This is a genomic window from Vibrio sp. ZF57 (assembly GCF_001691235.1).
Classification (GTDB): domain Bacteria; phylum Pseudomonadota; class Gammaproteobacteria; order Enterobacterales; family Vibrionaceae; genus Vibrio; species Vibrio crassostreae_C.
In genome coordinates this window covers 1-22,109 of the sequence record NZ_MAKD01000071.1, presented here as the reverse complement: position 1 = coordinate 22,109, position 22,109 = coordinate 1, and the positions used below count along the sequence as shown (strand labels likewise).

Here is a 22,109-nt window from a genome sequence, read left to right as displayed (position 1 = left end):
CCATCAATAAACCGGGCGATGCGGCTTATCGCTCACTGCTCATGATTAGAGACCTAGCTTTGGGCGACACGTTATATAGTAAAAAGTGCCTAAATAACAGTTGATACTCTCGCTTTAAGAGAAAGGTCTGCTCATTCTGATACATCCGTCATATCTCTGGATGACTGTTCTTACAATAAATCAACATACCATACCCTTTATTATTAACGACAAAAAAAATGCCGCAAAAGCGGCATCTATCTCGTTCGGTGCATTCGACACAATAAAAATCAAATAAGCAATTTATCAGTCAAAGCCCTATCATCGATTAAGCGTATTTCTCTTCGAAATCTTTCATGAAGCTAACCAGCGCTTGAACGCCTTCCAGAGACATTGCGTTGTAAAGTGAAGCTCTCATTCCACCTACTGCTCTATGGCCTTTCAGTGATTTCAGACCTGCAGCATCAGCCAATTCTAGGAACTTGCCATCTAACTCAGGTTTCGCCAGTTGGAACGGCACGTTCATTCTAGAACGGTTTGCAGTGTGAACATCGTTTTTGTAGAAAGCTGAGCTATCGATTGCATCGTAAAGCAGCGCTGCTTTCTCTTTGTTCACCAACTCCATCGCTTCAACGCCACCTTGAGCTTTCAGCCACTTGAACACAAGGCCTGATAGGTACCAAGCGTACGTTGGTGGTGTGTTGAACATTGAGTCTTTTTCAGCAAGTACTTTGTAGTTCAGAATACTCGGCAACACGTCGTTTGCGAGTTCGAGTAGATCATCACGTACGATTGCAATGCAGATACCCGCAGGGCCGATATTCTTTTGCGCGCCCGCGTAGATAACACCGTACTGAGACACATCAATCTTACGAGACAGAATGTTAGATGACATATCCGCTACGATTGGCTTATCCGTTTGAGGAAGCTCGCTGATTTCAATACCATCGATGGTTTCATTCGGACAGAAATGTACATACGCAGCTTCCGGGTCAATTTTCCAATCTTTAACTGGAACAACCGCTGCTTTACCATCAATTGACGTCTTCGCGTTGAATACATCGATTTCGCAATATTTGCTCGCTTCAGTCACTGCACTTTCTGCCCAGTAACCCGCATCAATGTAAGTCGCTTTCGTCGCATCACCTAAAAGGTTTAGAGGAACAGCAGCGAATTGAGCACGAGCGCCCCCCTGACAGAAAAGAACTTTGTAGTTGTCTGGGATGTTCAGAAGATCACGTAGGTCCTGTTCGGACTCGTCAGCAACTTGAATAAATTCCTTGCTGCGATGGCTGATTTCCATCACGGAAGTCCCTAAACCATTCCAATCAATAAAGTCCGCTTGCGCTTGTTTCATTACCGGTTTAGGCAGTGCAGCTGGGCCAGCACTGAAGTTGAATACGTTATCTAATGTAAGTTCCATGGGGATGATTGCTCCTGCTAAATAATAACTATGCAAGTAATACCATGTTTTGCCCAACATAAAAACAACAAAAGAGGTCTTAAGACCTCTTTTGTTTTGTACCGTATAAAATGTTTAAGCTTAACCTGCTAAATCACCCTATCAGTATTCACGCCTGCTCTGTTTATTGAACAAAAACCGGCGTAAGTAGAGCGATTAATGGAATTTCTTGTCCATTTTCGAACACTAGGTTTCCATTTTCTAAGTCAGCGCTGATTTCATAACCACTGTCTGTTTCCTTGATCATTTCCATCACAAGCAATTCATCGATACCTTCACGGATGAATGGATACTCTTCAACAAGTTCATTTGAGAAGCTAGAGTGAACGTTGCCCGTTAATGCAAGCATGATCATCGAAGGGTTGCTGCTGATGTTTTCGGTCCCTTCCGGCACGCTCACCAACCACTTAGATTCGAACTGTCCCTTACCTAACTCTAACGACATGTTGTTCATTGAAAGGTCGAAACCTTTAGCAAACAGGATATCGATAAATGGAATGATCTCTGCAACGTCTTCTTGCGTCATCACAGGATTAGATTGGTAAATCTCAAAGATTTTCTCAAACGACTCGCTATCCAACTTCGACATTTCAAAATCGACGTTTAGGTTGTTCAACTGGCCTTCACTGGTCTCGATGTTTGCGATATCCAGCTTGAGGTTGCTGCGCAGACGCTTAGTTGCTTCATCTAGATGTGATTCAAAATCGTACTTAGAATTTTCAATGGTCATGAAAGGCTGCATTGCAGAATCTGAAACCAAGAAGCTATCGATAGTAAAATTCTGAGTACCTAACCAGTAGCCTTTCGCTTGTTGGCCTGAACCCACACCTTTCAGATTAGACAGCGTTACCTCTTCACCGGTTTCAAAATCAATTTGAACTGAAGGGATTGAAAGCTCGTAATCAACTTGGCCTAAAACAGTCGCATGGCCAGAAAGATTCGATTTAGTGATCGAGACCGAAGTCCCATTCTCATCAGAACCTTGGTGATTGAACTGGCTTAACTCAAAGTTAAAGTCAGTGTTGCCGTTTAGCTCAGTACTAGTGGTCAGAGTTAAAGGCAGAATATCGGTATTCTCAAACGTCGACAGTGCATTTAGACTCACCAAACCATGGCTAACCGCACTATTTATGACAAACTCACTCGGCAACCCATCAATCGCAAGTTGCTCTTTCAGGTTTTCATCCATCACAGTTAAACGAGTGGTTACGTTGGAAGACAAGTAACCTCTATCGTATTCCACGATCTCAGCTTGAATGCTTGAATTGTTAAGCTTTGCAACGCCATCGGTAATCGCATTTTGTCCAATTTGCCCAACCGCTAGCGGCCAACAAAGTGCCAGTGAGATTGCTCCGCCAATAGCACCAATTTTTCTTAACTGTTCCATGAGTTCTCTTTCTACACGTGTCTATTTTTTTTAGTCTAACCCATCAGTAGCAAACAAGAAACATTGAGTTAAATCAGTCTATTGCTCGATACTTCGATTGCCTCAATAAATTAACGGCTAGCTCTCATCCTTATTCGGCGGTTCTTGCTAGGCTAAAGACGTCGCTACTATTAAGGTTGAGCTGTGAATCAATACGCTGTTATCTGTTTGGACAATAATCCGGTTAGCATTGAAAGAATACGTTCGGAGCTGGCTCCGTTGGCTTCTGTATTCGATATTTATACTGCCGAGAACATAGAAGACGCACATCACGCATTAGAAGATATTCATGATCACAACCAAACCGTTGCCTTGGTGATCACTCATCATCATTCTGAATTTAATGGCGTGCAATTCCTGATTGAACTTCAACAGCTGCCCCATAGTAATACCGCAAGAACGATATTAGTCAGCGCTTCGTCAGACATTCAATCCATTTTAACCGCTGTGAATGAAGGTAGGCTCAACCACTGTTTAACCAAACCGGTTCAAGATCAGGTTCTGTTCAAATCAGCGCAAAAAGAGCTGACCTCTTTTGTTATCCAATACGACTCAGAAAACCTGCTCTCTTACAGCGATGCATTGGATCAACAACGCTTACTCAGAGCGCACATTGAGCAAAAGATTCACTCTTTCCAATCGGGTTTCATTCACGACTACCACCAGCTTTCTGATAATGCCCTTGCAGAACGTGTCGTCAGTGCCTTACAAGATGTGTTTTCAAAAGATGACAAAACTAAGGCCATTCGTGACTATTCCCCCGAGCATCTACTCACTGTGGAAGGCGAAGACAATCGCTTTTTATGGCTGATCATTGAGGGTGAAGCAGCTCTTTATAAGAAAGATGAACTTGGGCAACAGCGGGAAGTGGTACGTCACTCCAAAGGGAACATTGTTGGCGGGATGTCATTTGTAACAGGCGAGCCTTCGTTTTCTACGGCGATCACCCTAACGCAGACTCGCGTTATCAAACTGGATAAAGATAGCTTTGCTCAGGTGATGCATTCAAACAATACCCTGCTGCCTTTATTTACCAATCTATTGCTCCGTCATTTTAATCGACGTTTGCAACGCAGCATCACCAATAAGATCAAACTGCAGCAGACACTAGAATCATTAGAGTCTGCACATCAACAACTGATCGAGAAAGAGAAAATGGCGATGCTCGGGCAGCTAGTCGCGGGAGTCGCACATGAGCTGAATAACCCGATTGCTGCCATATTAAGAAGCATCGAAACTCTGTCAGACCATCTCGACCAAATATTGGCAAACCTATCCGTTCCAGAGTCCAATAAAGGGACTGACGTACTGGCACATTCAAAGTTAGCTAAGCCACTATCAACAGCCCAAGAAAGACAGCTCGTAAAGCATCTTACGTCGACGATTAATGACCGTGCTTTAGCAAAAAAAGCCGTGAGACTAAACCTAAGCCAAGACTCTACGGTTCTAAACACATTAAAGGCGTCCCCTGTCGCAGGCAAAGAGCTGCTCAATGACTTAGAGCATTACCATTATGTTGGAAACTCTATCCGCTCAATTCAAGTGTGCAGCAAGCGTATTGCCGATATGGTCAAAAGCTTAAAAAGCTATGCTAGAGAAGATGAAGAAGTTCGCCACTACACAGATATCCACGAAGGGCTTGAAGATACCTTAGTGATCTTCGAAAACAGGCTTAAACACCACCAACTCGAAAAGCATTACGATACCGACTTACCGCCTTTATTGTGCCAGTCGCTCTCGCTGCAACAAGTGTGGACCAACCTTATCTCCAATGCGCTCGATGCCCTATCTGAACGAGGAAAAGTGACCATCACCACTTCTCAACAGACAAAAGGCGACGACGCGTTTCTTGTGGTGCAAATCTCCGATACTGGCCACGGCATTGCCAAAGAAGACATCAACACCATTTTCAACCCAAATTTCACGACTAAAAAAGAAGGCAACTTTGGTTTAGGGATTGGGTTATCCATTTCTCAACAAATCGTTTCGGCTCATCAAGGGTTTATTTTGGTGGAGTCAGAGGTAGGCAGCCATACAAACATGCAAGTGTGGCTTCCGTTCAAACAAGAAGGAGCACCTCATGAATAAGTACCTAATTTTATGTGTCGATGATGAACCTGAAGTTCTCAATAGTGTCCTTCAGGACTTGGCGATATTTGAAGAGAACTTTCTGGTTGAAGGTGCAGAGTCGGTCGATGAAGCCAAGCAAGTAATCAAAGAAATGGGACAAGATGGTATTAAGCTCGCGTTAATCTTATGCGACCACATCATGCCAGAAGAAACCGGCATTGATTTTCTGATCGAACTCAACCAACACGACGCTACTAAACCAACGCGTAAGCTGTTGCTCACCGGGCAAGCTGGGCTAGAAGATACCGTCACAGCCATTAACAACGCAGCACTTGATTTCTATATTTCAAAACCTTGGCAAGGCGACCAACTGAGAGACACGATTACTCAACAATTGACTGACTATGTCATTGCCAACGACAAGCAATTGCTAAACTGGACTTCCATCTTAGATACCGAGCGCATACTGACTTCAATGGCGGATAAACGCACCAGTTTTGGTGAATAGCACTGATTGGTTAATGGATACTGAGAATAGCGTCATCCGATATAAAAACCTTCCGAATGTATACAAATTTTGGATAATTCGCTCGTCTATTTTTCTCATTCGCCCTAAACATGAGATCTCCGTTACATACTGAACCTTAATTTGCTTGTTTTTTAACTAAATGAGTAAGGTTTTACATTTTAAAGGATTACTTTTCCGTGAGTTAGATTAAACTGTCTCAATGTTTATGGTTTGCCGATTTGTCTCAAACCAAAGGAATTAACACTAATATAGGTTTACGGTCGTTATGCGCAAAATTCTACTTACTACCGCTATGCTATTGGCTTCTGGTCAAGCACTAGCTGTTGATGAACAACCACAGGTAATGAGCAACTTTAACTATGATTACTTTGAAGCACGTATCGGTGCTAGCCCAGTAACATTTGGTGGTGCGTTCAGTAAGTCCATTCACCCGAACGCTCACGCTATAGCACGTATCGATTCAGAATTTGAAAGCGATTACGACTCAGCTGTAGGTCTTGGTTTCCACGCTCCATTAAACAACTGGGCAGACCTAACAGGTGAAATGCTAGCTCGCATCGTTCAACCTGAGAACTCAAGCTCTACTGATATCGGTATGGAAATCAACATTGGTGTTCGCCAATGGCTTGGTCCACAACTAGAAGTTGGTGGTAAAGGTGGTTACGTTTCTATCGATGACAACGATGATTGGACAGGTTCTGTTTACGCGCGTTTCCACTCTACAGAGCTTTTCTCTTTAGGTGCTGAAGCTCGTATTAACGACTTCTACGGTGACCAACTTATGTTCACTGCTCGCTTCAAGTACTAATACTTAAAGCTCAAGCCCTAGCAAATAAGCTCTCTATGAGCACTTAGCCTTTTGATACTTAGTCTTTTGATACTTAGTCTTTTAAGAAATCCGGCTAAGACAGAAACAAAAAAACCGAGGACATTCCTCGGTTTTTATTTATTAACAGTAATCTTAAGCATATAAGGTAAACTTCTTTAGTGGCAGCTCTTTAGTAATTGCTGCTTGCGTGGCTCTTGTAATAGTTTCCAGTGAATACCATCAATTGCACCCGCAAATTTCCAAAGTAGTTTTAGGTCAACATCGTTTCCGTACGCTTCGCGAACCTTATTAAACACTTCAGGTGCGCCCAACTGCATAAACATTGAAACATCATCCACACCCGCCTTTTTAACCATGCGCTCTAACGTAAGCTGCATGTTTGGTAGATCTCTTAATCTACGGCTAGCTGATGACTTTTTGAAGCTACGCTGCTGAATTGAATTATCGATTGAAGTACGAATAATACTATCCAATTCAGGATGTTCACAGGTAAACAGATCCGTAATGTCGTAATAGTTTACGGTTGCTGTTGTCTGCTTCTTTACATGACGATACTTTTCACAATCAAGATCGGTCAGTTTTTTATCTAATGATTTTCCACCTCTAATGAATAAACAACCTTCACTCAATAAAGCGAACATAGCGTCATTTTGAAAGAGGCCAATACCTCCGAACATAGAACGTTTTTGATGCTCACCAAATTGATTCACGTAATTAATAAATGCTGTCTCGGTCATATCCGTTGATCCTTAATCAAATTACCCCGATTAGGTTGATCACCAGACAAGCAGCTTGTTATGCGAAAATTTTAAATCTATTTTGTTATTCTATAGGTGAATATTATGGTTTCGTTTTTCACCTTTAAATAAATCATACTTCGAAAAGAAAAATAAGTCTGGACTTAGTTCACATCAATCAATTGAGTATTCCGGTTTTTCATGATTGACTTCACAGTAAACTATCAAACCATGCTTGAATTTGGACACCTAGTGATACACCGGTTCAAATTATTAAAGGTTATGTAGACGGGTGAGTATTGCCTCGCAGCATCGTGGCTTGTAAAATGGCAGGACAGACCTGTTTTTACTTTTTATATGAATCATTTATCGTTTTTCTGGCTACCTCAAAATAAGACTCTTCTCTTAAAGGGTCTAGAATCAGAGTTTGCCCAACTTGTTGGACATTCTATCTCAGCGGGAAAAATAACACTTCCTCCTATCCCTAACGTTGTACTGAAGATTCAATCGCTTTGTACCCTTGAATCAACTGGGATTGCTGACGTTGCCGAGTGCTTACTCGAAGACCCAGGCCTCGCTGCTGTTGTCATTCGTGTGGCTAACTCTGTCGTCTTTAACAGACGTAATATTACTTGTGTTGATATTATGACGGCGGTGTCGCGCCTTGGCATATTAAGAGTACGTGACATCGTGACGGCTCAGGCTATTGAGCAACTCAAACACTCAGTCAACCTCAGTAAAGAATGTAATAAGGTATTGGTTCAGAGCGCTTCTGTATCAAAAGAGCTGGGCGCTACTATGGTGCTTGTTACCAACAGCTTCAAAGAGCTCTCCCCTACTGAATACCGTTACCTTGAGCATGAAAAATCGCTGCTTGTTGGATTACTGGCTGATATTGGTTTGTTCTGTTTGGTTAGCGAATACCACCTCTACCTCGAAAATGGCAATTACCTAGATCACGACATCGCTCTACAAATCTTCCAAGGCCAATGTTCTGCTACCAGTAAATTGGTGCTTAACCGTTGGGGCTTCGACAGCGACTTTATTGATGTGTGCAGCAATACCATCAATAACCACGAACAGCGTGAAGTCTCTTACTTAGATATCGCTCGAATCGCTAACCACCTGCTGATGTTCAGAAACAAGGATGAGAACATCGATGATCACGAAGTTGAACTTAACGTGACAGGTGCAGAGGTGCTTTATAAATTAAGCAACTTGAGCAAGCATGATTTTAATGCAAAGCTAAGCGACGTGATCAATACTAGCGGCTTCTAAGTCACTGTTAAATTACAAGTAAGTGTAATATGAAGTAAATGCAATGGGGAAAGCATGTTTACAGGGATGATCTTTATATTTGCGCCACTCGTCGTGGGGTATCTTTTTGCAATTTCGAACGCTCAGACATTAGAATTTATCAACCGCTCAACATCGCGGTTGATCTACGTGATTCTGGCGTTAATGGGACTAAGCTTAGCCGCCCTCGATAACCTAGGCAGTAACCTGCAGACAATCCTTCTATATACCGTCACTTTCTTTGTCTGCTTAAGCGTATGTAACCTAATGGCACTGCCCGCTATTGATAAGTTATTGCCACTCAAAACCGACAGTAGCAAGAAGAAGCTTCCCCTCTCTTCTATGGCGATGGAATCTGCAAAACTCATCTTAGTGGTAGGTTCAGGGCTAATCGCTGGCTTAGTGCTGCCTATTGGCCTTGATTGGGTTGATACCGCAAGCGAATGGATTCTGTTTGTTCTTCTATTCTTTATCGGCATTCAGCTGCGTAATAGCGGACTCACACTTCGTCAGATCTTACTCAACAAGCACGGTATGGTTATCGCAATCACCATTATCATCACCTCAATGTTAGGTGGTGTAATCGCGGCTTACATCCTAGATATCCCTCTGTTCAAAGCCTTGGCAATGTCTTCTGGATTTGGTTGGTACTCTCTGGCTGGTATCTTAATGGGTGACGCCTTTGGTCCTGTCTATGGTGGCGCTTCTTTCATGCTTGAGCTGTTAAGAGAGTTAGTTGCCTTGGTACTGATTCCAGTGCTAATTCGCAGCTACCCATGCACTTCCATTGGTTATGCTGGTGCGACTGCGATGGACTTCACCTTACCGGTCATTCAAACAACAGGCGGCGTTAGATGTGTGCCTATCGCTATCGTCAGTGGCTTTATCCTCAGCTTGCTTGTTCCGATATTGATGTTGTTCTTTGTATCTCTTGCTAACTAGATCGCAGGAATAGCGTTTGTTTTAGATTAGAATGCAACTCGAATACCAATGCCCAAGACACCGATACAGTTACCGAAATAAAAAGACACTAAGTGTCATTGCTCAACAAATAACGATCACGGTAACCTGTAACGACAAAGTTATAAAAAGAATAAACTTACAAAAGGAACCACTATGAAACGCCTTTGCGTCGCATTACTGCTAGCTTCAACTTCTACTTTCTCTTTTGCAGCAGATTCAATGTCTGAGACAAACCAGTGCCAAGCAAAAAAATATGATGCGTACATCGACGCTTCTTTGAATTGGTATGCCGACCTTGCTGCATTAACCTCTGAGCAATATCCAGAGCTAACAGAAGTGAGTGAGTGGTTCCTAGAAGGTCGTAAGCACCACTTTGAGCTTAACCGTGCTGCGGTTCACTACTACTTAGTAAACGACTCAAGCAAAGTGGCAACAGAGCAACCTGTAGAAGGTTGGTTGCAACTTGAGCAACACGACATTAAAACGCTATCAACACGTGATGATGAGCTTGGTAAAATCGCGAAAACAACATTCGATGACCGCCAATCAACGCCTCACGCTCAAAACTACGAACTACGTTCTGCCTTTGCAGAGCTGCTTAGTCACCCTAAGCAAATCGACTCAGCGCTGCAGCGTTACAACCAGTCGATCAGTAAACTTGAAGCGATTAAGTGTAAATAACCCCGCATTTAATATGCTTTTTTGAGAAGTTGGATTTCATAATTAAGACGGGACATTGTTCCCGTTTTCGTTTAGATTGTCCCGCTCGCGTCAATATTAGAAAAATAACTCGCTTGCTATGGTTACGGAACAAAAAACAGCAGATGTTAGCTTCGACAGTCTTCTACGTATCTTCACGGTACCTGAAGGCCCAGATTCAACACTCACTCAAATTGAAGACAAACTTTCACGAAACCTGAATCAATTCTTACGTGAACATATTGTGGCTGAAGAAAAGCCGCTACGTGAAATTGAGAAAGATTTTTCAAATGCTCATATCCCAGAGCAGCCTGAGTTTGTTTCTGAACATACTGAGCATCTCCTCGATTCTCTTGTGTCTCATTCGGTTCACACGTCTTCGCCAAGTTTTATTGGCCATATGACCTCTGCGTTGCCGTACTTCCTGATGCCGCTTTCAAAAATCATGATTGCGTTGAATCAGAATCTAGTAAAAATCGAGACCTCAAAAGCTTTCACTCCCCTAGAACGTCAAGTTCTGGGCATGTTACATCGCCTGATTTATCAAGATAGTGACCAGTTTTATTCTCGTTGGATGCACAGCGCAAACCACTCTTTAGGTGCGTTTTGTTCTGGCGGTACCATCGCGAACATTACAGCGCTCTGGGTTGCACGTAACAACGCACTAAAAGCGCAAGGTTCGTTCAAAGGTGTAGAAAAAGAAGGCCTGTTTAAAGCCATGAAGCACTACGACTACGAAGGCCTTGCCATCTTAGTCTCTGAACGTGGCCACTACTCTCTGAAAAAAGCCGCGGATGTCCTTGGTATTGGTCAAGAAGGTCTAGTGTCTGTTAAAACAGATAACGACAACCGTATTTGTACTGATGATTTAAGACTCAAGATCGAGCAGCTCAAGCAGAACAAGATCAAACCTTTCGCCGTCATTGGTGTGGCTGGTACAACCGAAACCGGTAATATCGACCCGCTAAGAGACATTGCTGAGGTGTGTGCCGAATCCGATTGTCATTTCCACGTTGATGCAGCTTGGGGCGGTGCGACTCTGATGTCTAACAATCATCGTCACCTACTTGATGGTATTGAACTGGCGGATTCAGTCACGATTGATGCGCATAAACAGCTTTATATCCCTATGGGTGCGGGTATGGTTCTGTTTAAGAAGCCAGATGCGATGACTGCGATTGAACATCATGCTCAATACATTCTTCGTAAAGGCTCAAAAGATTTAGGCAGCCATACGTTAGAAGGTTCTCGTTCAGGTATGGCAATGCTGGTTTACGCCGCAATGCACATCATTAGCCGCCCAGGTTATGAACTGCTGATCGACCAAAGCATCAACAAAGCGCGCTACTTTGCCGACCTAATTAAAGATCAGAGCGACTTCGAGCTGGTTTCAGAACCTGAGCTTTGCCTACTGACTTATCGCTATGTCCCTGAGTCAGTCAAAGCGGCACTGCTTAAAGCTGAGCCTGAACATCGTGTCGAACTGAATGAGTTGCTCAATGAGCTGACTAAGTTTATTCAGAAGAAGCAGCGTGAAACAGGTAAGTCTTTCGTGTCACGTACACGCTTAAACCCTGAAGCATGGGTACATCAGCCAATCATCGTTTTCCGCGTGGTATTAGCAAACCCACTAACAGGCAATGACATTCTTTCGTCAGTGCTTGAAGAACAGCGTGAGATCTCTAAACTAGCACCAAACTTGATGGGCAAAATCAACAAACTGGTTACGCAAATCAACGCATAGTCATTCAATTTTAGTTGCATCAAATTGAAAATTTCTTTCTTTTTGATGTAACTAAGCTGTCAGTTCATACCCATTTTGCATTCTTTTTGCTCAAACTCTCTTCCAATTCTGTAGTTTTCTAAAATTTTGTTGAGGTTTGTCATATTCTTAAGCATTCATGCCCTGTTTTTGTATTAGTAAATAGTATGTTGGGTTTATACTGACTCTATGGTGCTAGTTAGCTTGATATCTATTTGACGCAGCAGTATTTACGAAACCGAATATACATCGGCTTTGTGTTTACTGATATTTGCTTCAGCCATACCCCCTGGTAAAAGATATTAACTAGCAAGTTGTTCTCTATACCCTTGTGAACACTATGAATACATTAGAAAAAATACAAAAAAACCTGGAAAATTTCAGCAAGTCTGAGCGCAAGGTAGCCGAAGTAATTATGGCTTCCCCTCAAACTGCAATTCATTCTAGCATTGCTACCTTAGCTAAAATGGCTGACGTGAGTGAGCCTACAGTTAACCGCTTCTGTCGTCGATTAGACACAAAGGGCTTCCCTGACTTCAAACTTCACCTAGCTCAAAGCTTGGCAAACGGTACACCTTACGTGAACCGTAATGTTGAAGAAGATGATGGTCCAGATGCTTATACGCATAAGATTTTCGAATCAACTATGGCTTGTCTAGACGTTGCTAAAAACAGTCTAGACGCGATGCAAGTAAACCGTGCTGTTGACTTGCTGACTCAAGCAAAACGCATTTCGTTCTTCGGACTGGGTGCCTCTTCTGCTGTCGCCAAAGATGCTCAAAACAAGTTTATTCGTTTTAATATCCCAATCACATGTTTCGAAGACATCGTGATGCAACGAATGAGCTGCATTAACTGCAGTGATAACGACGTTATTGTTCTTATCTCTCATACTGGCCGCACTAAAAGCCAAGTTGAGATTGCAAACTTAGCGCGTGAAAACGGTGCGACAGTTATTGCTATCACAGCAAAAGATTCTCCACTGGATAAAGCGAGCTCGTTGTCTATTTCTCTGGATGTTCCAGAAGACACTGACGTTTACATGCCAATGGCAAGTCGCGTTGTTCAGATGACGGTTATCGATGTGCTAGCGACAGGCTTTACGCTACGTCGTGGTTCTGGTTTCAGAGAGAACCTAAAGCGCGTCAAAGAGTCACTTCGTGATTCACGTTACGAGAAGTACTCTCAGTTCTAATCTGCTTAGTCATGAACTGAAAACAGATGACCAGAGAACAAGTTGAATTAAAAAAACGGAGCCTAGAGCTCCGTTTTTATTTGTCTGTATAAAATGACTTATACAACGAACAAGTTTAAGACCGTTAGATAGTCCAACTATTGCCCTTCTCAACCACGCTGTTTTCGGACGCATAAGAATTGATAATGGTAAAGCTCGACTCGACAGCTGGCTCTTGCCCAATTTGATTCATTGAAGCTCCCTCATGATGCCCTTCTCTACAACTGCACTTCTCGCATACTTGCTTCAAAATATGCACGAGCCTCTCTTGGTTAAGCGGCAAAGGGTTTCCTTTAATCGCCACTGATTTGAGCGCGTCGGCAGACACCTCATCAAACTGGGCTTCACAGACACCAAATTCCAACAAGTTGGGTAACTTAAGCGTATCAAGCACTTCCGATAACCAAGAAATTGCCTCCTCTTCTATTGCTTCTACGTTACCTGTTATTATCTGAGCGATTCGCTGATAACGCGCTAGGATGTCGCTTCTTTGCTGCTCTTTTGCAACGGCTATGTTCTCCAACATCACAAACGGCGCTAAACGCGCGGTAATCACACTATGAGGCGCAGAAATCTTACCTCCTAGTGCGGAGGCTAAACCATGGGCTGCGCCAAGCTTGGCATTAGTTATCGCCATACCACCGAGCATAGAAGCGAAAGCAAGATCAGAACGCGCTTGAGGCTCATCATAAACACACGCTTTAACCACAGAACCACTCAACTTACGCAGCCCTTCTTCACAAATCATATCGGTTAACGGATTCGGTTCACCACACACGTAGGCTTCCATTAGATGAGTAAAGGCATCCATCGCACCTCGCCCAGATAGATATAGATTGGTTCCATGAGTTAGGGTTGGGTCGACAATCGCAACGTCGGCCAGCATGTCTGGGCTTCTCAGGCTGATTTTTACTTGGTCTTGGCCTGATTTCAGCACCGCGTTTTTAGTGACCTCGGCGCCGGTACTCGCTGTGGTTGGAATTGCGATAAACGGAAGAGGTTTGGTTTTAAGAGGAACATTACGCCCGACCACTTCAACATAGTCATATAAATTGCCTTGATTAGGTAAAACCGCAGCCAACGCTTTGCCCATATCGATGGCGCTACCGCCCCCCATGGCGACAACCATATCTGGCTTAAATCGACGAGCAGAAATAGCCGCCTCTTCAACCATTTTGATATTAGGTTCACCGGAAACGGCAATGTGCTGATAACGCATACTCTGCGCATCAAGATAGTCAGTAACAATTGAAGTGCGCTCTAATGTATTGCCTGTAACCAATAGCACGCTGTAGCCATATTGATTAAAGAGAGACAATGAAGCGGAAAGTGCTCCATCACCAAAGATGATCTTTGTAGATGTCATAAATTGAAACATGGTGCCTCCTGCGCCTATGACCGAACAAAACTGCGAACTCTTGGTTATTGGAATTTAGCCTTTATATAGTGCATCAGTATTAAGATGCCTCGTTCTGTATGCGCTTTTTTTGACGAGGTGCAACTTGTCGCATTAAAGATGGATTAATGTCGTATTCTTAGGGGTAATTCACACTCTTAAATTAAGGGTAATCAATCTGAATACCCATCAGAAATCAGCATGGATCCTTTTTGTGACCATTATTTGCTCTGATAGACAAAACCTATTGTATTAAGAGGTAATTCCATCTTTATTTCCCCATGGCATTGAGGCATAGTTGTTTTTATGAAATTTTGAGTGGCATTCACTAAAGAATAGTTAACATAATCGAGTTAACGAGCCTCATCCCGTATTTAGGAGAAATTAAATGTTTGTAGTTATTTTTGGTCGCCCTGCTTGCCCATTCTGTGTTCGTGCAAAAGAGCATGCTGAAACTCTTAAAGCTAAACGCGATGACTTCAACTACCGTTACGTTGACATCCACGCTGAAGGTATCAGCAAAGCTGATCTAGAGAAGACTGTTGGTAAACCTGTCGATACAGTTCCACAAATCTTCATCGACCAAGACCACATCGGCGGCTGCACAGAATTTGAAGCATACGCAAAAGAAAACCTAGGTCTTTTCGACTAAGCTAGGATTTCTCAAACGAGAATCAGGGCTAAAGCCTTAAACAGCTGACCCATTTAGGCGTTAGACTGTACGATTTATAGAAAGCCCGCTCACTGTAGCGCCCAGCCAAATATCCGTTCAGGTTCAAGCAATAATGCTTATCCGAACGGCATTAGCTCACTGTAGCGGGCTTTTTTATGACCAGTTTTCATACGGAATAAGAATAAGGTCAAAATCAAGTAAATTAACAAAATATTGCTTATAATTTATTTATATTTAGATACAATTCACCTCTCAAACTTACCCTGTGTTCCACGCCAATTATTGAGCGACCACCGTGAATATCGACGTTGTTTTTCTGTTAGAACAAAACCCCATTCTCCTCATCTTTGTTGTTTTATCGATTGGATTAGCCATTGGTAAAATTCGTTTCGGTAGCCTCCAACTTGGTAATTCAATCGGTGTTTTGATTACTTCCCTTATCATGGGACATCTTGGCTTTTCTTTTAACGCAGATGCGCTCACCATTGGTTTCATGCTGTTCATCTACTGTGTTGGCATTGAAGCTGGACCAAACTTCTTCGGTATCTTCTTCAGAGACGGTAAGCACTACCTCATTCTGAGCCTTGTGGTACTTTCTACCGCAATTGCCCTAACCTATTTCAGTAGTCATTACCTTGGCCTAGGCTTTGGTTTATCTGCAGGCATGATGGCAGGTGCCTTAACAGCAACGCCGATATTGGTAGGTGCTCAAGATGCTCTGAATTCTGGGCTTGCAGAATTACCAAGAAACATGGACTTGAGCCTGATTATCGAAAACCTTTCAGTCGGTTACGCGATGGCTTACTTGGTTGGCTTAATCAGTATGATTATGTTTGCTCGCTTGATTCCAAAACTTCAAAAAGTGAACCTACACGACTCGGCAGAGCAAATCGCCCAAGAACGTGGGTTAGGCGCTTCAGGTCAGCGTAAGGTTTACTTGCCCATTATTCGTGCTTATCGAGTGGGACCAGAGCTCATCTCTTGGACTGACGGTAAGAATCTGCGTGAACTGGGCATCTATCGCCAAACAGGCTGTTACATCGAGCGTATTCGACGTAATGGTATTCTTGCTCATCCAGATGGTGATGCAATTCTGCAAGAAGGCGATGAGATCGCATTGGTTGGTTTCCCAGATAGCCACGCTCGTCTAGACCCAAGCTTCCGTAACGGTAAAGAAGTTTTCGACCGTAACCTTCTCGATCTGCGTATCGTGGAAGAAGAGATCGTCGTTAAGAGTGACAGTATCGCAGGTAAGCGCCTATCAGACTTAAACCTGTCTGAATACGGCTGTTTCCTTAGCCGCGTAGTACGTGCTCAGATTGAAATGCCGATGGACTTAAACATCGTGCTTTCTAAAGGTGACGTCCTACAGGTGAGTGGTGAAAAGAGTCGAGTGCACGGCCTAGCTGAGAAAATTGGTTTCATCTCAATCCACAGCCAAATGGCGGATTTGATGGCCTTCTGTAGCTTCTTCATTTTGGGTATTTTGTTTGGTTTAATCACCATGACATTCGGTCAGGTATCGTTTGGGCTAGGTAACGCGGTTGGCCTGCTTCTATCGGGCATCATGCTTGGTTTCCTACGAGCGAACCACCCTACTTTCGGTTATGTGCCTCAAGGTGCTCTGAACATGGTCAAAGACCTCGGTTTGATGTTCTTTATGGTCGGTATCGGCTTGAGCGCCGGTGGTAAGATATTTGAGCACTTAACCCAAGTTGGCCCACAGGTAATAGGTATTGCCCTAGTAGTGAGTGTGCTGCCAGTATTCTTCGCTTACTTGGTTGGCGCTTACGTATTGAAGATGAACCGAGCTTTGTTGTTCGGTGCAATCATTGGCGCGCGAACTTGCGCTCCAGCGATGGACATCGTAAATGACCACGCTCGCTCAACGATTCCGGCTCTGGGTTATGCGGGTACTTATGCGATAGCCAATATATTGATGACCTTAGCAGGTACTTTCATCATCATAATTAGCTAGCATCTGCTGCATTAAAAGCAGCCAAGCTTAGATATTTCGAATGCACTAATTCACTTTGGGTTAGTGCATTTTTTATAACCTGTTTTAAGCGGTTCAAGCCTTCTTCCCCACTCCTGCTCTTAACTCTCTTCATCCCTTATTTCTACTCTTGTCCCCCTTCGAATCGCGGTAGCCGTATCCGCTCTTAAATCTCTTCGCATCCCGCCACTCGAATCCCATATCTGCTCTTAATCTCTTGAACCAAATAGCAGACAAAAAAATAGGCGCTCAATGAGCGCCTATTTCGTTTAGATTCGATAACTTGAATTAGATGTCAGCTACATCAAATTCAACAGCTGGGTTAACGTCAGCTTCGTAATCAACACCTTCAACACCGAAACCAAATAGCTTCAAGAACTCTTCTTTGTACTCTACGTAGTCAGTCAGTTCTTTTAGGTTCTCAGTTGTGATTTGAGGCCATAGGTTACGACAGTGATCTTGAATGTCTTCGCGAAGCTCAAGGTCATCTAGACGTAGACGGTTCACTTCATCCACTTCTGGCGCGCTGCCGTCTTCTTTGTATAGACGTTGGCTGAACATACGGAAGATCTGTTCCATACAACCTTCGTGAATACCTTCTTCACGCATCTTCTTGAACACCATAGCGATGTAAAGAGGCATTACAGGGATTGCAGAACTTGCTTGAGTCACTACAGACTTAAGAACAGCAACGTTTGCAGTACCGCCAGTTTGGCCTAGCTTCTCGTTCAGCGCTGTCGCTGCACGGTCTAGATCCATCTTAGCTTTACCTAGTGCGCCATCCCAGTAGATTGGCCACGTTAGTTCAGTACCGATGTAGCTGTAAGCAACCGTCTTACAACCGTCCGCTAGAACACCAGCTTCAGAAAGAGCATTGATCCAAAGTTCCCAATCTTCACCGCCCATTACAGTAACAGTGTCTTTGATCTCTTCTTCAGTTGCAGGCTCTACGCTTGCTTCGATGATTGTGTCTTTGTTGGTATCAACCGCAGTTGACGTGTACGTTTCGCCGATAGGCTTTAGAGATGAACGAATTACTTCGCCAGTCTCTGGCATTTTACGCACTGGAGACGCCAGTGAGTATACAACCATATCGATTTGGCCTAGATCTTCTTTGATCAGGTCAATTGTTTTCTGTTTCGCCTCGTTAGAGAAAGCATCGCCGTTCAGGCTTTTTGAATATAGGCCTTCTTCTTTAGCAAACTTGTCGAACGCTGCTGAGTTGTAGAAACCAGCTGTGCCAGGCTTTTTCTCAGTACCGGCTTTCTCAAAGAAAACACCGATAGTTGAAGCGCCGCCACCAAATGCAGCCGCAATACGTGAAGACAAGCCGTAGCCACTTGAAGAGCCAACAACTAGTACACGTTTAGGTGCGTTTGCGATTGGGCCTTGAGCTTTTGTGTAAGCAATTTGTTCTTTTACATTAGCTTCACAACCGACTGGATGTGTTGTAGTACAGATGAATCCGCGAATTCGAGGTTTGATGATCATATTCAACTTCCTTAAAAAATCAGGTTAAGGATAAAAGTTTCGTACGCAAATGGCATCTAATTTCTGTAAAAATGTGGCGAAAATGCAAGTGGTTGGAGCACTCAGTGAATATTTGCTGACTAAGTCACCATTTGTTAACGCCTCTATTGCAACTTCTACGACAAAAACAAAAAAAGGCACCTAATAAGGTGCCTTTTGTCATTTCTTTATCTAAGCAACGCTATTTAGCTTAGGTTTTAACTCTTTTCGCGTCAAAGTTTCACTGTAATCATGACTGAAGTGGTCAACTTGAATCGCTGCGTAGCGAAGTTTGTCTGCTGCAATGATTTGGTCAACTTCGTCTTGAGTAAGAACATCTGCCGCCAGTGCTTGAGCAAGTTTATCTTGCAATAGACCTTTACGAGCCACTTTGCCCTCTTTCACTGCTTTGAAGATCTTACGTTCGAGAGGCTTGATGCTGTACATCGCATTGAACGCATTCTCCATTAGGCCAACACTATCCTCTTCTTCTTTGCCTATGTAGCAAAGGTGAGTTAGACGTTCACGGTGTGCACCCGGAGTCATCAAGCTTTCTGCCAGTTGTACCGTTAGATTATCACTTGGTTTTTCAAAGTGGTTACCGACAGGGAAAACTAGACCTTTAAGTACTTTACCTACCATCTTGTTCGGGAAGTTTCTGTACGCTTCTTGTAGCGATTTAGCCGCGTTATGGAAACAGTGTTGAACCGCGTAGTGTACGTAGTCTAGGTCAGCTTGTTGACGACCTTCATCTTCATACTTCTTAAGCGCTGCAGACGCCATGTATAGGTAACTTAGACCATCACCTAGGCGTGCAGAGATAAGCTCTTTACGTTTCAGTTCGCCACCTAGTGTAAGCATTGCGAAATCCGCACTCACTGCAAGCGCACGGCTCAAGCGAGTTAAGTCTTGGTAGTAAGGCTTCGTTGGACCGCTCATATCCGCTTTAATGAACTTAGAGCCTGTCAATGCCGCACCGAACGCACCAAACGTGTTCTTAGTTGCGTGAGAGATATGCTTGAACAACAAGTTATCGAAATCCTTCGCACCTTGCTTCTCATCTGGGTTTGCTGCCGCTTCCATTTCGCTTAGCACGTATGGGTGACAACGTGTCGCACCTTGACCGAAGATCATCAGGTTGCGAGTTAAGATGTTCGCACCTTCTACTGTGATAGCAACTGGAATACCTAGGTAAGGCGCAGCTAAGTAGTTCATTGGACCATCTTGAATTGCACGACCAGAGTGGATATCCATTGAATCATTCAGGATAGTACGCGCCATTTCTGTCATGTGATATTTCGCGATAGCCGTAACGATACCCGGCTTCTCTTTCATATCGAGTGAAGTAGTTGTTAGTGTACGAGTCGCTTCTAGTAGATACGTTAAGCCACCAATACGACCTAAACTCTCTGCAACTCCTTCAAACTTACCAATCGACATACCGAACTGCTTACGAACATAAGCGTATGCGCCGGTCGTTTTCGCCGTTAGGTGGCCCATCGCCGTGCCAAGTGCGGGTAATGAGATACCACGACCTGCAGACAGACATTCCACCAGCATACGCCAGCCTTTACCTGCGTAATCGGCACCACCGATTAACCATTCCATAGGAATAAATACATCGTGACCGCGTGTTGGACCATTCATAAACGCAAGACCAAGTGGGTCATGACGCTCACCAATCACAACACCTTCGTGGTCAGCCGGGATTAGCGCACAAGTGATGCCAATGTCTTCTTTGTCACCCAGTAGCTTTTCTGGATCGTGCAGTTTGAAAGCCAGACCAAGTACCGTCGCCACTGGTGCTAGTGTAATGTAGCGTTTGTTCCAGTTAAGCTTGATACCTAGCGTCTCTTTACCTTCGTGCATGCCCATGCACACAGTACCGACATCAGGGATACCACCCGCATCAGAACCCGCTTCTGGGCCTGTTAGTGCGAAACATGGGATATCTGTACCGTCAGCAAGACGAGGTAGCCAGTAGTCTTTTTGGTCTTGAGTGCCGTAGTGAGACAGCAGCTCACCAGGACCAAGAGAGTTTGGAACCATTACTGAAACCGCAGTACTGATACTGCGAGTCGCAATCTTAGTTACGATAGTTGAGTTAGCGTGTGCTGAGAATTCACGACCGCCATACTCTTTCGCAATAATTAGCGAAAAGAAACGCTCTTTGCGTAAGAAGTTCCACACCTCTTCAGGAAGGTCTCGATCTTCTTTTACAATTTGGTGGTCATCAAGCATAGCGAGCAAGGTTTCAAGCTCATTATCCATGAACGATTGCTCTTCTGCTGTCAGCTGAGGTTTTGGGTATTGGTGCAGCTTAGTGAAATCTGGTTTACCAGAAAACAGCTCTCCGTCCCACCACACGCTACCCGCTTCCATCGCTTCTTTCTCGGTGCTAGATAGTGGTGGTAGTACTTTTTTAAAGAGTTTAAAAGCTGGGTCACTTACCCATTTTTGTCTTAGAGAGCTCATAGTTCAGATCCTTTTGTTCACTATATTGGTTGTGAATGTTTCGCTTTTTATTGTTTTATTCTTCTGCTGACATGCCTGCGGCTAAATATGGAATAAGAATATCGACCACTGCCTTAGCATCTATCTTTCTGTCATAGTCATTCTCTGCAATTTCTACCAGAGCCTGACTTGATGCCATGGTGAATACACAAGTCCCTAGGGTGAAGTGTAATCGCCAAAATAACTGTTCTTGAGTGAGGTTCGGATTCGCCTTCATTACAGATGTCGTAAACAAAGAAAGTACTTCGCTGTAGCGAGTAGTAATGAACCAACGCAAGTGTCCTTGCACATCCGTATAGCCTCTGCCGATAAGTAACATGAATCGGCTTGTACCATTTGGCCTAACATCATTAAGTGCTCTTAGTGGCTGTCTCAACGACTCAAACACGTCACTCATAGAATACGTTTCGTTCAAGTTTAAGTTCACTAATGCATCTTGCAGTGCTGGCATAAATGCTTCTAAGTAACGATTGAGTACCGCACGAACCAGAGTCTTCTTATCGCCAAAGTGATAGTTCACTGAAGCTAAGTTGACATTCGCTTTACTCGTAATCGTACGTAAAGAGGTGTCATTAAAACCGTGCTCAGCAAATAAGCCTTCAGCCACATCTAAGATTTTGTCTTTGGTTGTACTTCTTGGTGCCATTTCAATCACTCGTATTAAACAACTGTTTGAAATATACGCTTAGTACATTTATTTAACAAGCAAGCAACATCACATTTTCACAAATTGGTCGTACCAGTTAATAAAGCTCAGCACTAAACGATTGAATCGCTGTGTGTTTATAAAAAAAGAAAAAATAATGAATTTTCTTGGAACTGAAATGGAAATGGAGAGTCCTAAATTAGGTAGAAAACAGCGTATTTAGAAGTTTAACAGGCCGTCAAACTTGTTCTTCTCACTGCTTTCTTAATTACTGCATTTTCCTTATTAACTCCTATACTTGTATCCGCCCAAACCACGTTGGTTTGGGCTTTTTTTTGGTTCATCGCGGCTTTCCGGGGAAAGCCGCTTTTATCTTCAAGAAGAAGTAG

At 43.5% G+C, this 22,109-nt stretch carries 17 protein-coding genes; 10 read left to right on the top strand and 7 right to left on the bottom strand.

Annotated features, from left to right (window positions below; all coding sequences use genetic code 11):
* Positions 1-307: 307 nt before the first annotated feature.
* The gene (gene serC, locus A6D97_RS08215; protein ID WP_065584167.1) at positions 308-1,402 is read right to left on the bottom strand and encodes a 3-phosphoserine/phosphohydroxythreonine transaminase; all 1,095 of its coding nucleotides are present in this window, start codon (positions 1,400-1,402) and stop codon (positions 308-310) included.
* 163 nt (positions 1,403-1,565) lie between these two features.
* Positions 1,566-2,828 (bottom strand): DUF945 family protein, encoded by a 1,263-nt coding sequence (locus A6D97_RS08210; protein ID WP_065584166.1) that lies wholly within the window; start codon positions 2,826-2,828, stop codon positions 1,566-1,568.
* Between the two features lie 183 nt (positions 2,829-3,011).
* On the opposite strand from A6D97_RS08210, the gene A6D97_RS08205 reads away from it, so the two are divergent.
* From A6D97_RS08205 to A6D97_RS08195, 3 genes are all read left to right on the top strand, one after another.
* Entirely contained in the window at positions 3,012-4,955 is a 1,944-nt protein-coding gene (locus A6D97_RS08205; protein WP_017060404.1) for an ATP-binding protein, read from the top strand.
* Positions 4,948-5,445: a response regulator gene (locus A6D97_RS08200; RefSeq protein ID WP_017065410.1), complete on the top strand. Its 498-nt coding sequence runs from the start codon at positions 4,948-4,950 to the stop codon at positions 5,443-5,445. Before A6D97_RS08205 ends, A6D97_RS08200 begins: the two co-directional genes overlap by 8 nt.
* A 286-nt stretch (positions 5,446-5,731) precedes the next feature.
* Positions 5,732-6,274 carry a hypothetical protein gene (locus A6D97_RS08195; protein WP_017065409.1) on the top strand — a complete coding sequence of 181 codons (543 nt, stop codon included), beginning with the start codon at positions 5,732-5,734 and terminating at the stop codon, positions 6,272-6,274.
* A gap of 176 nt (positions 6,275-6,450) precedes the next feature.
* Here A6D97_RS08195 and A6D97_RS08190 read toward each other — a convergent pair whose 3' ends face one another.
* Positions 6,451-7,032, bottom strand: a complete 582-nt coding sequence (locus A6D97_RS08190) for a TfoX/Sxy family DNA transformation protein (protein ID WP_017060401.1) — start codon at positions 7,030-7,032, stop codon at positions 6,451-6,453.
* A gap of 357 nt (positions 7,033-7,389) precedes the next feature.
* Between A6D97_RS08190 and A6D97_RS08185 the strand changes: the two genes are divergently transcribed.
* The 5 genes from A6D97_RS08185 to A6D97_RS08165 all read left to right on the top strand — a co-directional run bounded on the left by A6D97_RS08185 (position 7,390) and on the right by A6D97_RS08165 (position 12,947).
* A complete protein-coding gene (locus tag A6D97_RS08185; RefSeq protein ID WP_065584165.1) occupies positions 7,390-8,310 on the top strand; it encodes an HDOD domain-containing protein in 921 nt (306 codons plus the stop codon).
* Between the two features lie 54 nt (positions 8,311-8,364).
* Positions 8,365-9,270, top strand: coding sequence for a lysine exporter LysO family protein (locus tag A6D97_RS08180; RefSeq protein WP_017071961.1), 906 nt, complete (start codon positions 8,365-8,367; stop codon positions 9,268-9,270).
* 174 nt (positions 9,271-9,444) lie between these two features.
* Positions 9,445-9,972: a hypothetical protein gene (locus tag A6D97_RS08175; protein WP_017066066.1), complete on the top strand. Its 528-nt coding sequence runs from the start codon at positions 9,445-9,447 to the stop codon at positions 9,970-9,972.
* Between the two features lie 118 nt (positions 9,973-10,090).
* Positions 10,091-11,734 (top strand): pyridoxal-dependent aspartate 1-decarboxylase PanP, encoded by a 1,644-nt coding sequence (gene panP, locus A6D97_RS08170; RefSeq protein ID WP_017060397.1) that lies wholly within the window; start codon positions 10,091-10,093, stop codon positions 11,732-11,734.
* Between the two features lie 358 nt (positions 11,735-12,092).
* Complete coding sequence (locus tag A6D97_RS08165) at positions 12,093-12,947, top strand: MurR/RpiR family transcriptional regulator (RefSeq protein ID WP_004734686.1); 855 nt, start codon at positions 12,093-12,095, stop codon at positions 12,945-12,947.
* Between the two features lie 124 nt (positions 12,948-13,071).
* Here the strand turns inward: A6D97_RS08165 and A6D97_RS08160 are convergent, their stop codons facing one another.
* The gene (locus tag A6D97_RS08160) at positions 13,072-14,364 is read right to left on the bottom strand and encodes an iron-containing alcohol dehydrogenase (protein WP_065584164.1); all 1,293 of its coding nucleotides are present in this window, start codon (positions 14,362-14,364) and stop codon (positions 13,072-13,074) included.
* 406 nt (positions 14,365-14,770) lie between these two features.
* Between A6D97_RS08160 and A6D97_RS08155 the strand changes: the two genes are divergently transcribed.
* Together A6D97_RS08155 and A6D97_RS08150 are read left to right on the top strand one after the other, a co-directional pair.
* Positions 14,771-15,034: a GrxA family glutaredoxin gene (locus A6D97_RS08155; RefSeq protein WP_009847069.1), complete on the top strand. Its 264-nt coding sequence runs from the start codon at positions 14,771-14,773 to the stop codon at positions 15,032-15,034.
* Between the two features lie 316 nt (positions 15,035-15,350).
* Positions 15,351-17,033, top strand: coding sequence for an aspartate:alanine antiporter (locus A6D97_RS08150; RefSeq protein ID WP_065584163.1), 1,683 nt, complete (start codon positions 15,351-15,353; stop codon positions 17,031-17,033).
* A 306-nt stretch (positions 17,034-17,339) separates the two neighbouring features.
* On the opposite strand, the gene fabV is transcribed toward A6D97_RS08150, so the two are convergent.
* From fabV to A6D97_RS08135, 3 genes are all read right to left on the bottom strand, one after another.
* A complete protein-coding gene (gene fabV, locus A6D97_RS08145; RefSeq protein ID WP_017065406.1) occupies positions 17,340-18,542 on the bottom strand; it encodes an enoyl-ACP reductase FabV in 1,203 nt (400 codons plus the stop codon).
* A 210-nt stretch (positions 18,543-18,752) separates the two neighbouring features.
* On the bottom strand, positions 18,753-21,035 hold the full coding sequence (locus A6D97_RS08140) for an acyl-CoA dehydrogenase (protein WP_017071963.1): 2,283 nt from the start codon (positions 21,033-21,035) through the stop codon (positions 18,753-18,755).
* 55 nt (positions 21,036-21,090) lie between these two features.
* Positions 21,091-21,720 (bottom strand): TetR/AcrR family transcriptional regulator, encoded by a 630-nt coding sequence (locus A6D97_RS08135; protein ID WP_017065403.1) that lies wholly within the window; start codon positions 21,718-21,720, stop codon positions 21,091-21,093.
* Between the last annotated feature and the right edge of the window lie 389 nt (positions 21,721-22,109).

What these genes read in the sequence shown, in the direction of transcription:
- A6D97_RS08140 (WP_017071963.1), bottom strand. Translation starts at nt 21,035, where the DNA reads ATGAGCTCTCTAAGACAAAAATGGGTAAGTGACCCAGCTTTTAAACTC.
- A6D97_RS08180 (WP_017071961.1), top strand. Translation starts at nt 8,365, where the DNA reads ATGTTTACAGGGATGATCTTTATATTTGCGCCACTCGTCGTGGGGTAT.
- A6D97_RS08210 (WP_065584166.1), bottom strand. Translation starts at nt 2,828, where the DNA reads ATGGAACAGTTAAGAAAAATTGGTGCTATTGGCGGAGCAATCTCACTG.
- A6D97_RS08200 (WP_017065410.1), top strand. Translation starts at nt 4,948, where the DNA reads ATGAATAAGTACCTAATTTTATGTGTCGATGATGAACCTGAAGTTCTC.
- A6D97_RS08155 (WP_009847069.1), top strand. Translation starts at nt 14,771, where the DNA reads ATGTTTGTAGTTATTTTTGGTCGCCCTGCTTGCCCATTCTGTGTTCGT.
- A6D97_RS08165 (WP_004734686.1), top strand. Translation starts at nt 12,093, where the DNA reads ATGAATACATTAGAAAAAATACAAAAAAACCTGGAAAATTTCAGCAAG.
- A6D97_RS08135 (WP_017065403.1), bottom strand. Translation starts at nt 21,720, where the DNA reads ATGGCACCAAGAAGTACAACCAAAGACAAAATCTTAGATGTGGCTGAA.
- A6D97_RS08175 (WP_017066066.1), top strand. Translation starts at nt 9,445, where the DNA reads ATGAAACGCCTTTGCGTCGCATTACTGCTAGCTTCAACTTCTACTTTC.
- A6D97_RS08185 (WP_065584165.1), top strand. Translation starts at nt 7,390, where the DNA reads ATGAATCATTTATCGTTTTTCTGGCTACCTCAAAATAAGACTCTTCTC.
- panP (WP_017060397.1), top strand. Translation starts at nt 10,091, where the DNA reads ATGGTTACGGAACAAAAAACAGCAGATGTTAGCTTCGACAGTCTTCTA.
- A6D97_RS08190 (WP_017060401.1), bottom strand. Translation starts at nt 7,032, where the DNA reads ATGACCGAGACAGCATTTATTAATTACGTGAATCAATTTGGTGAGCAT.
- fabV (WP_017065406.1), bottom strand. Translation starts at nt 18,542, where the DNA reads ATGATCATCAAACCTCGAATTCGCGGATTCATCTGTACTACAACACAT.
- A6D97_RS08195 (WP_017065409.1), top strand. Translation starts at nt 5,732, where the DNA reads ATGCGCAAAATTCTACTTACTACCGCTATGCTATTGGCTTCTGGTCAA.
- serC (WP_065584167.1), bottom strand. Translation starts at nt 1,402, where the DNA reads ATGGAACTTACATTAGATAACGTATTCAACTTCAGTGCTGGCCCAGCT.
- A6D97_RS08160 (WP_065584164.1), bottom strand. Translation starts at nt 14,364, where the DNA reads ATGTTTCAATTTATGACATCTACAAAGATCATCTTTGGTGATGGAGCA.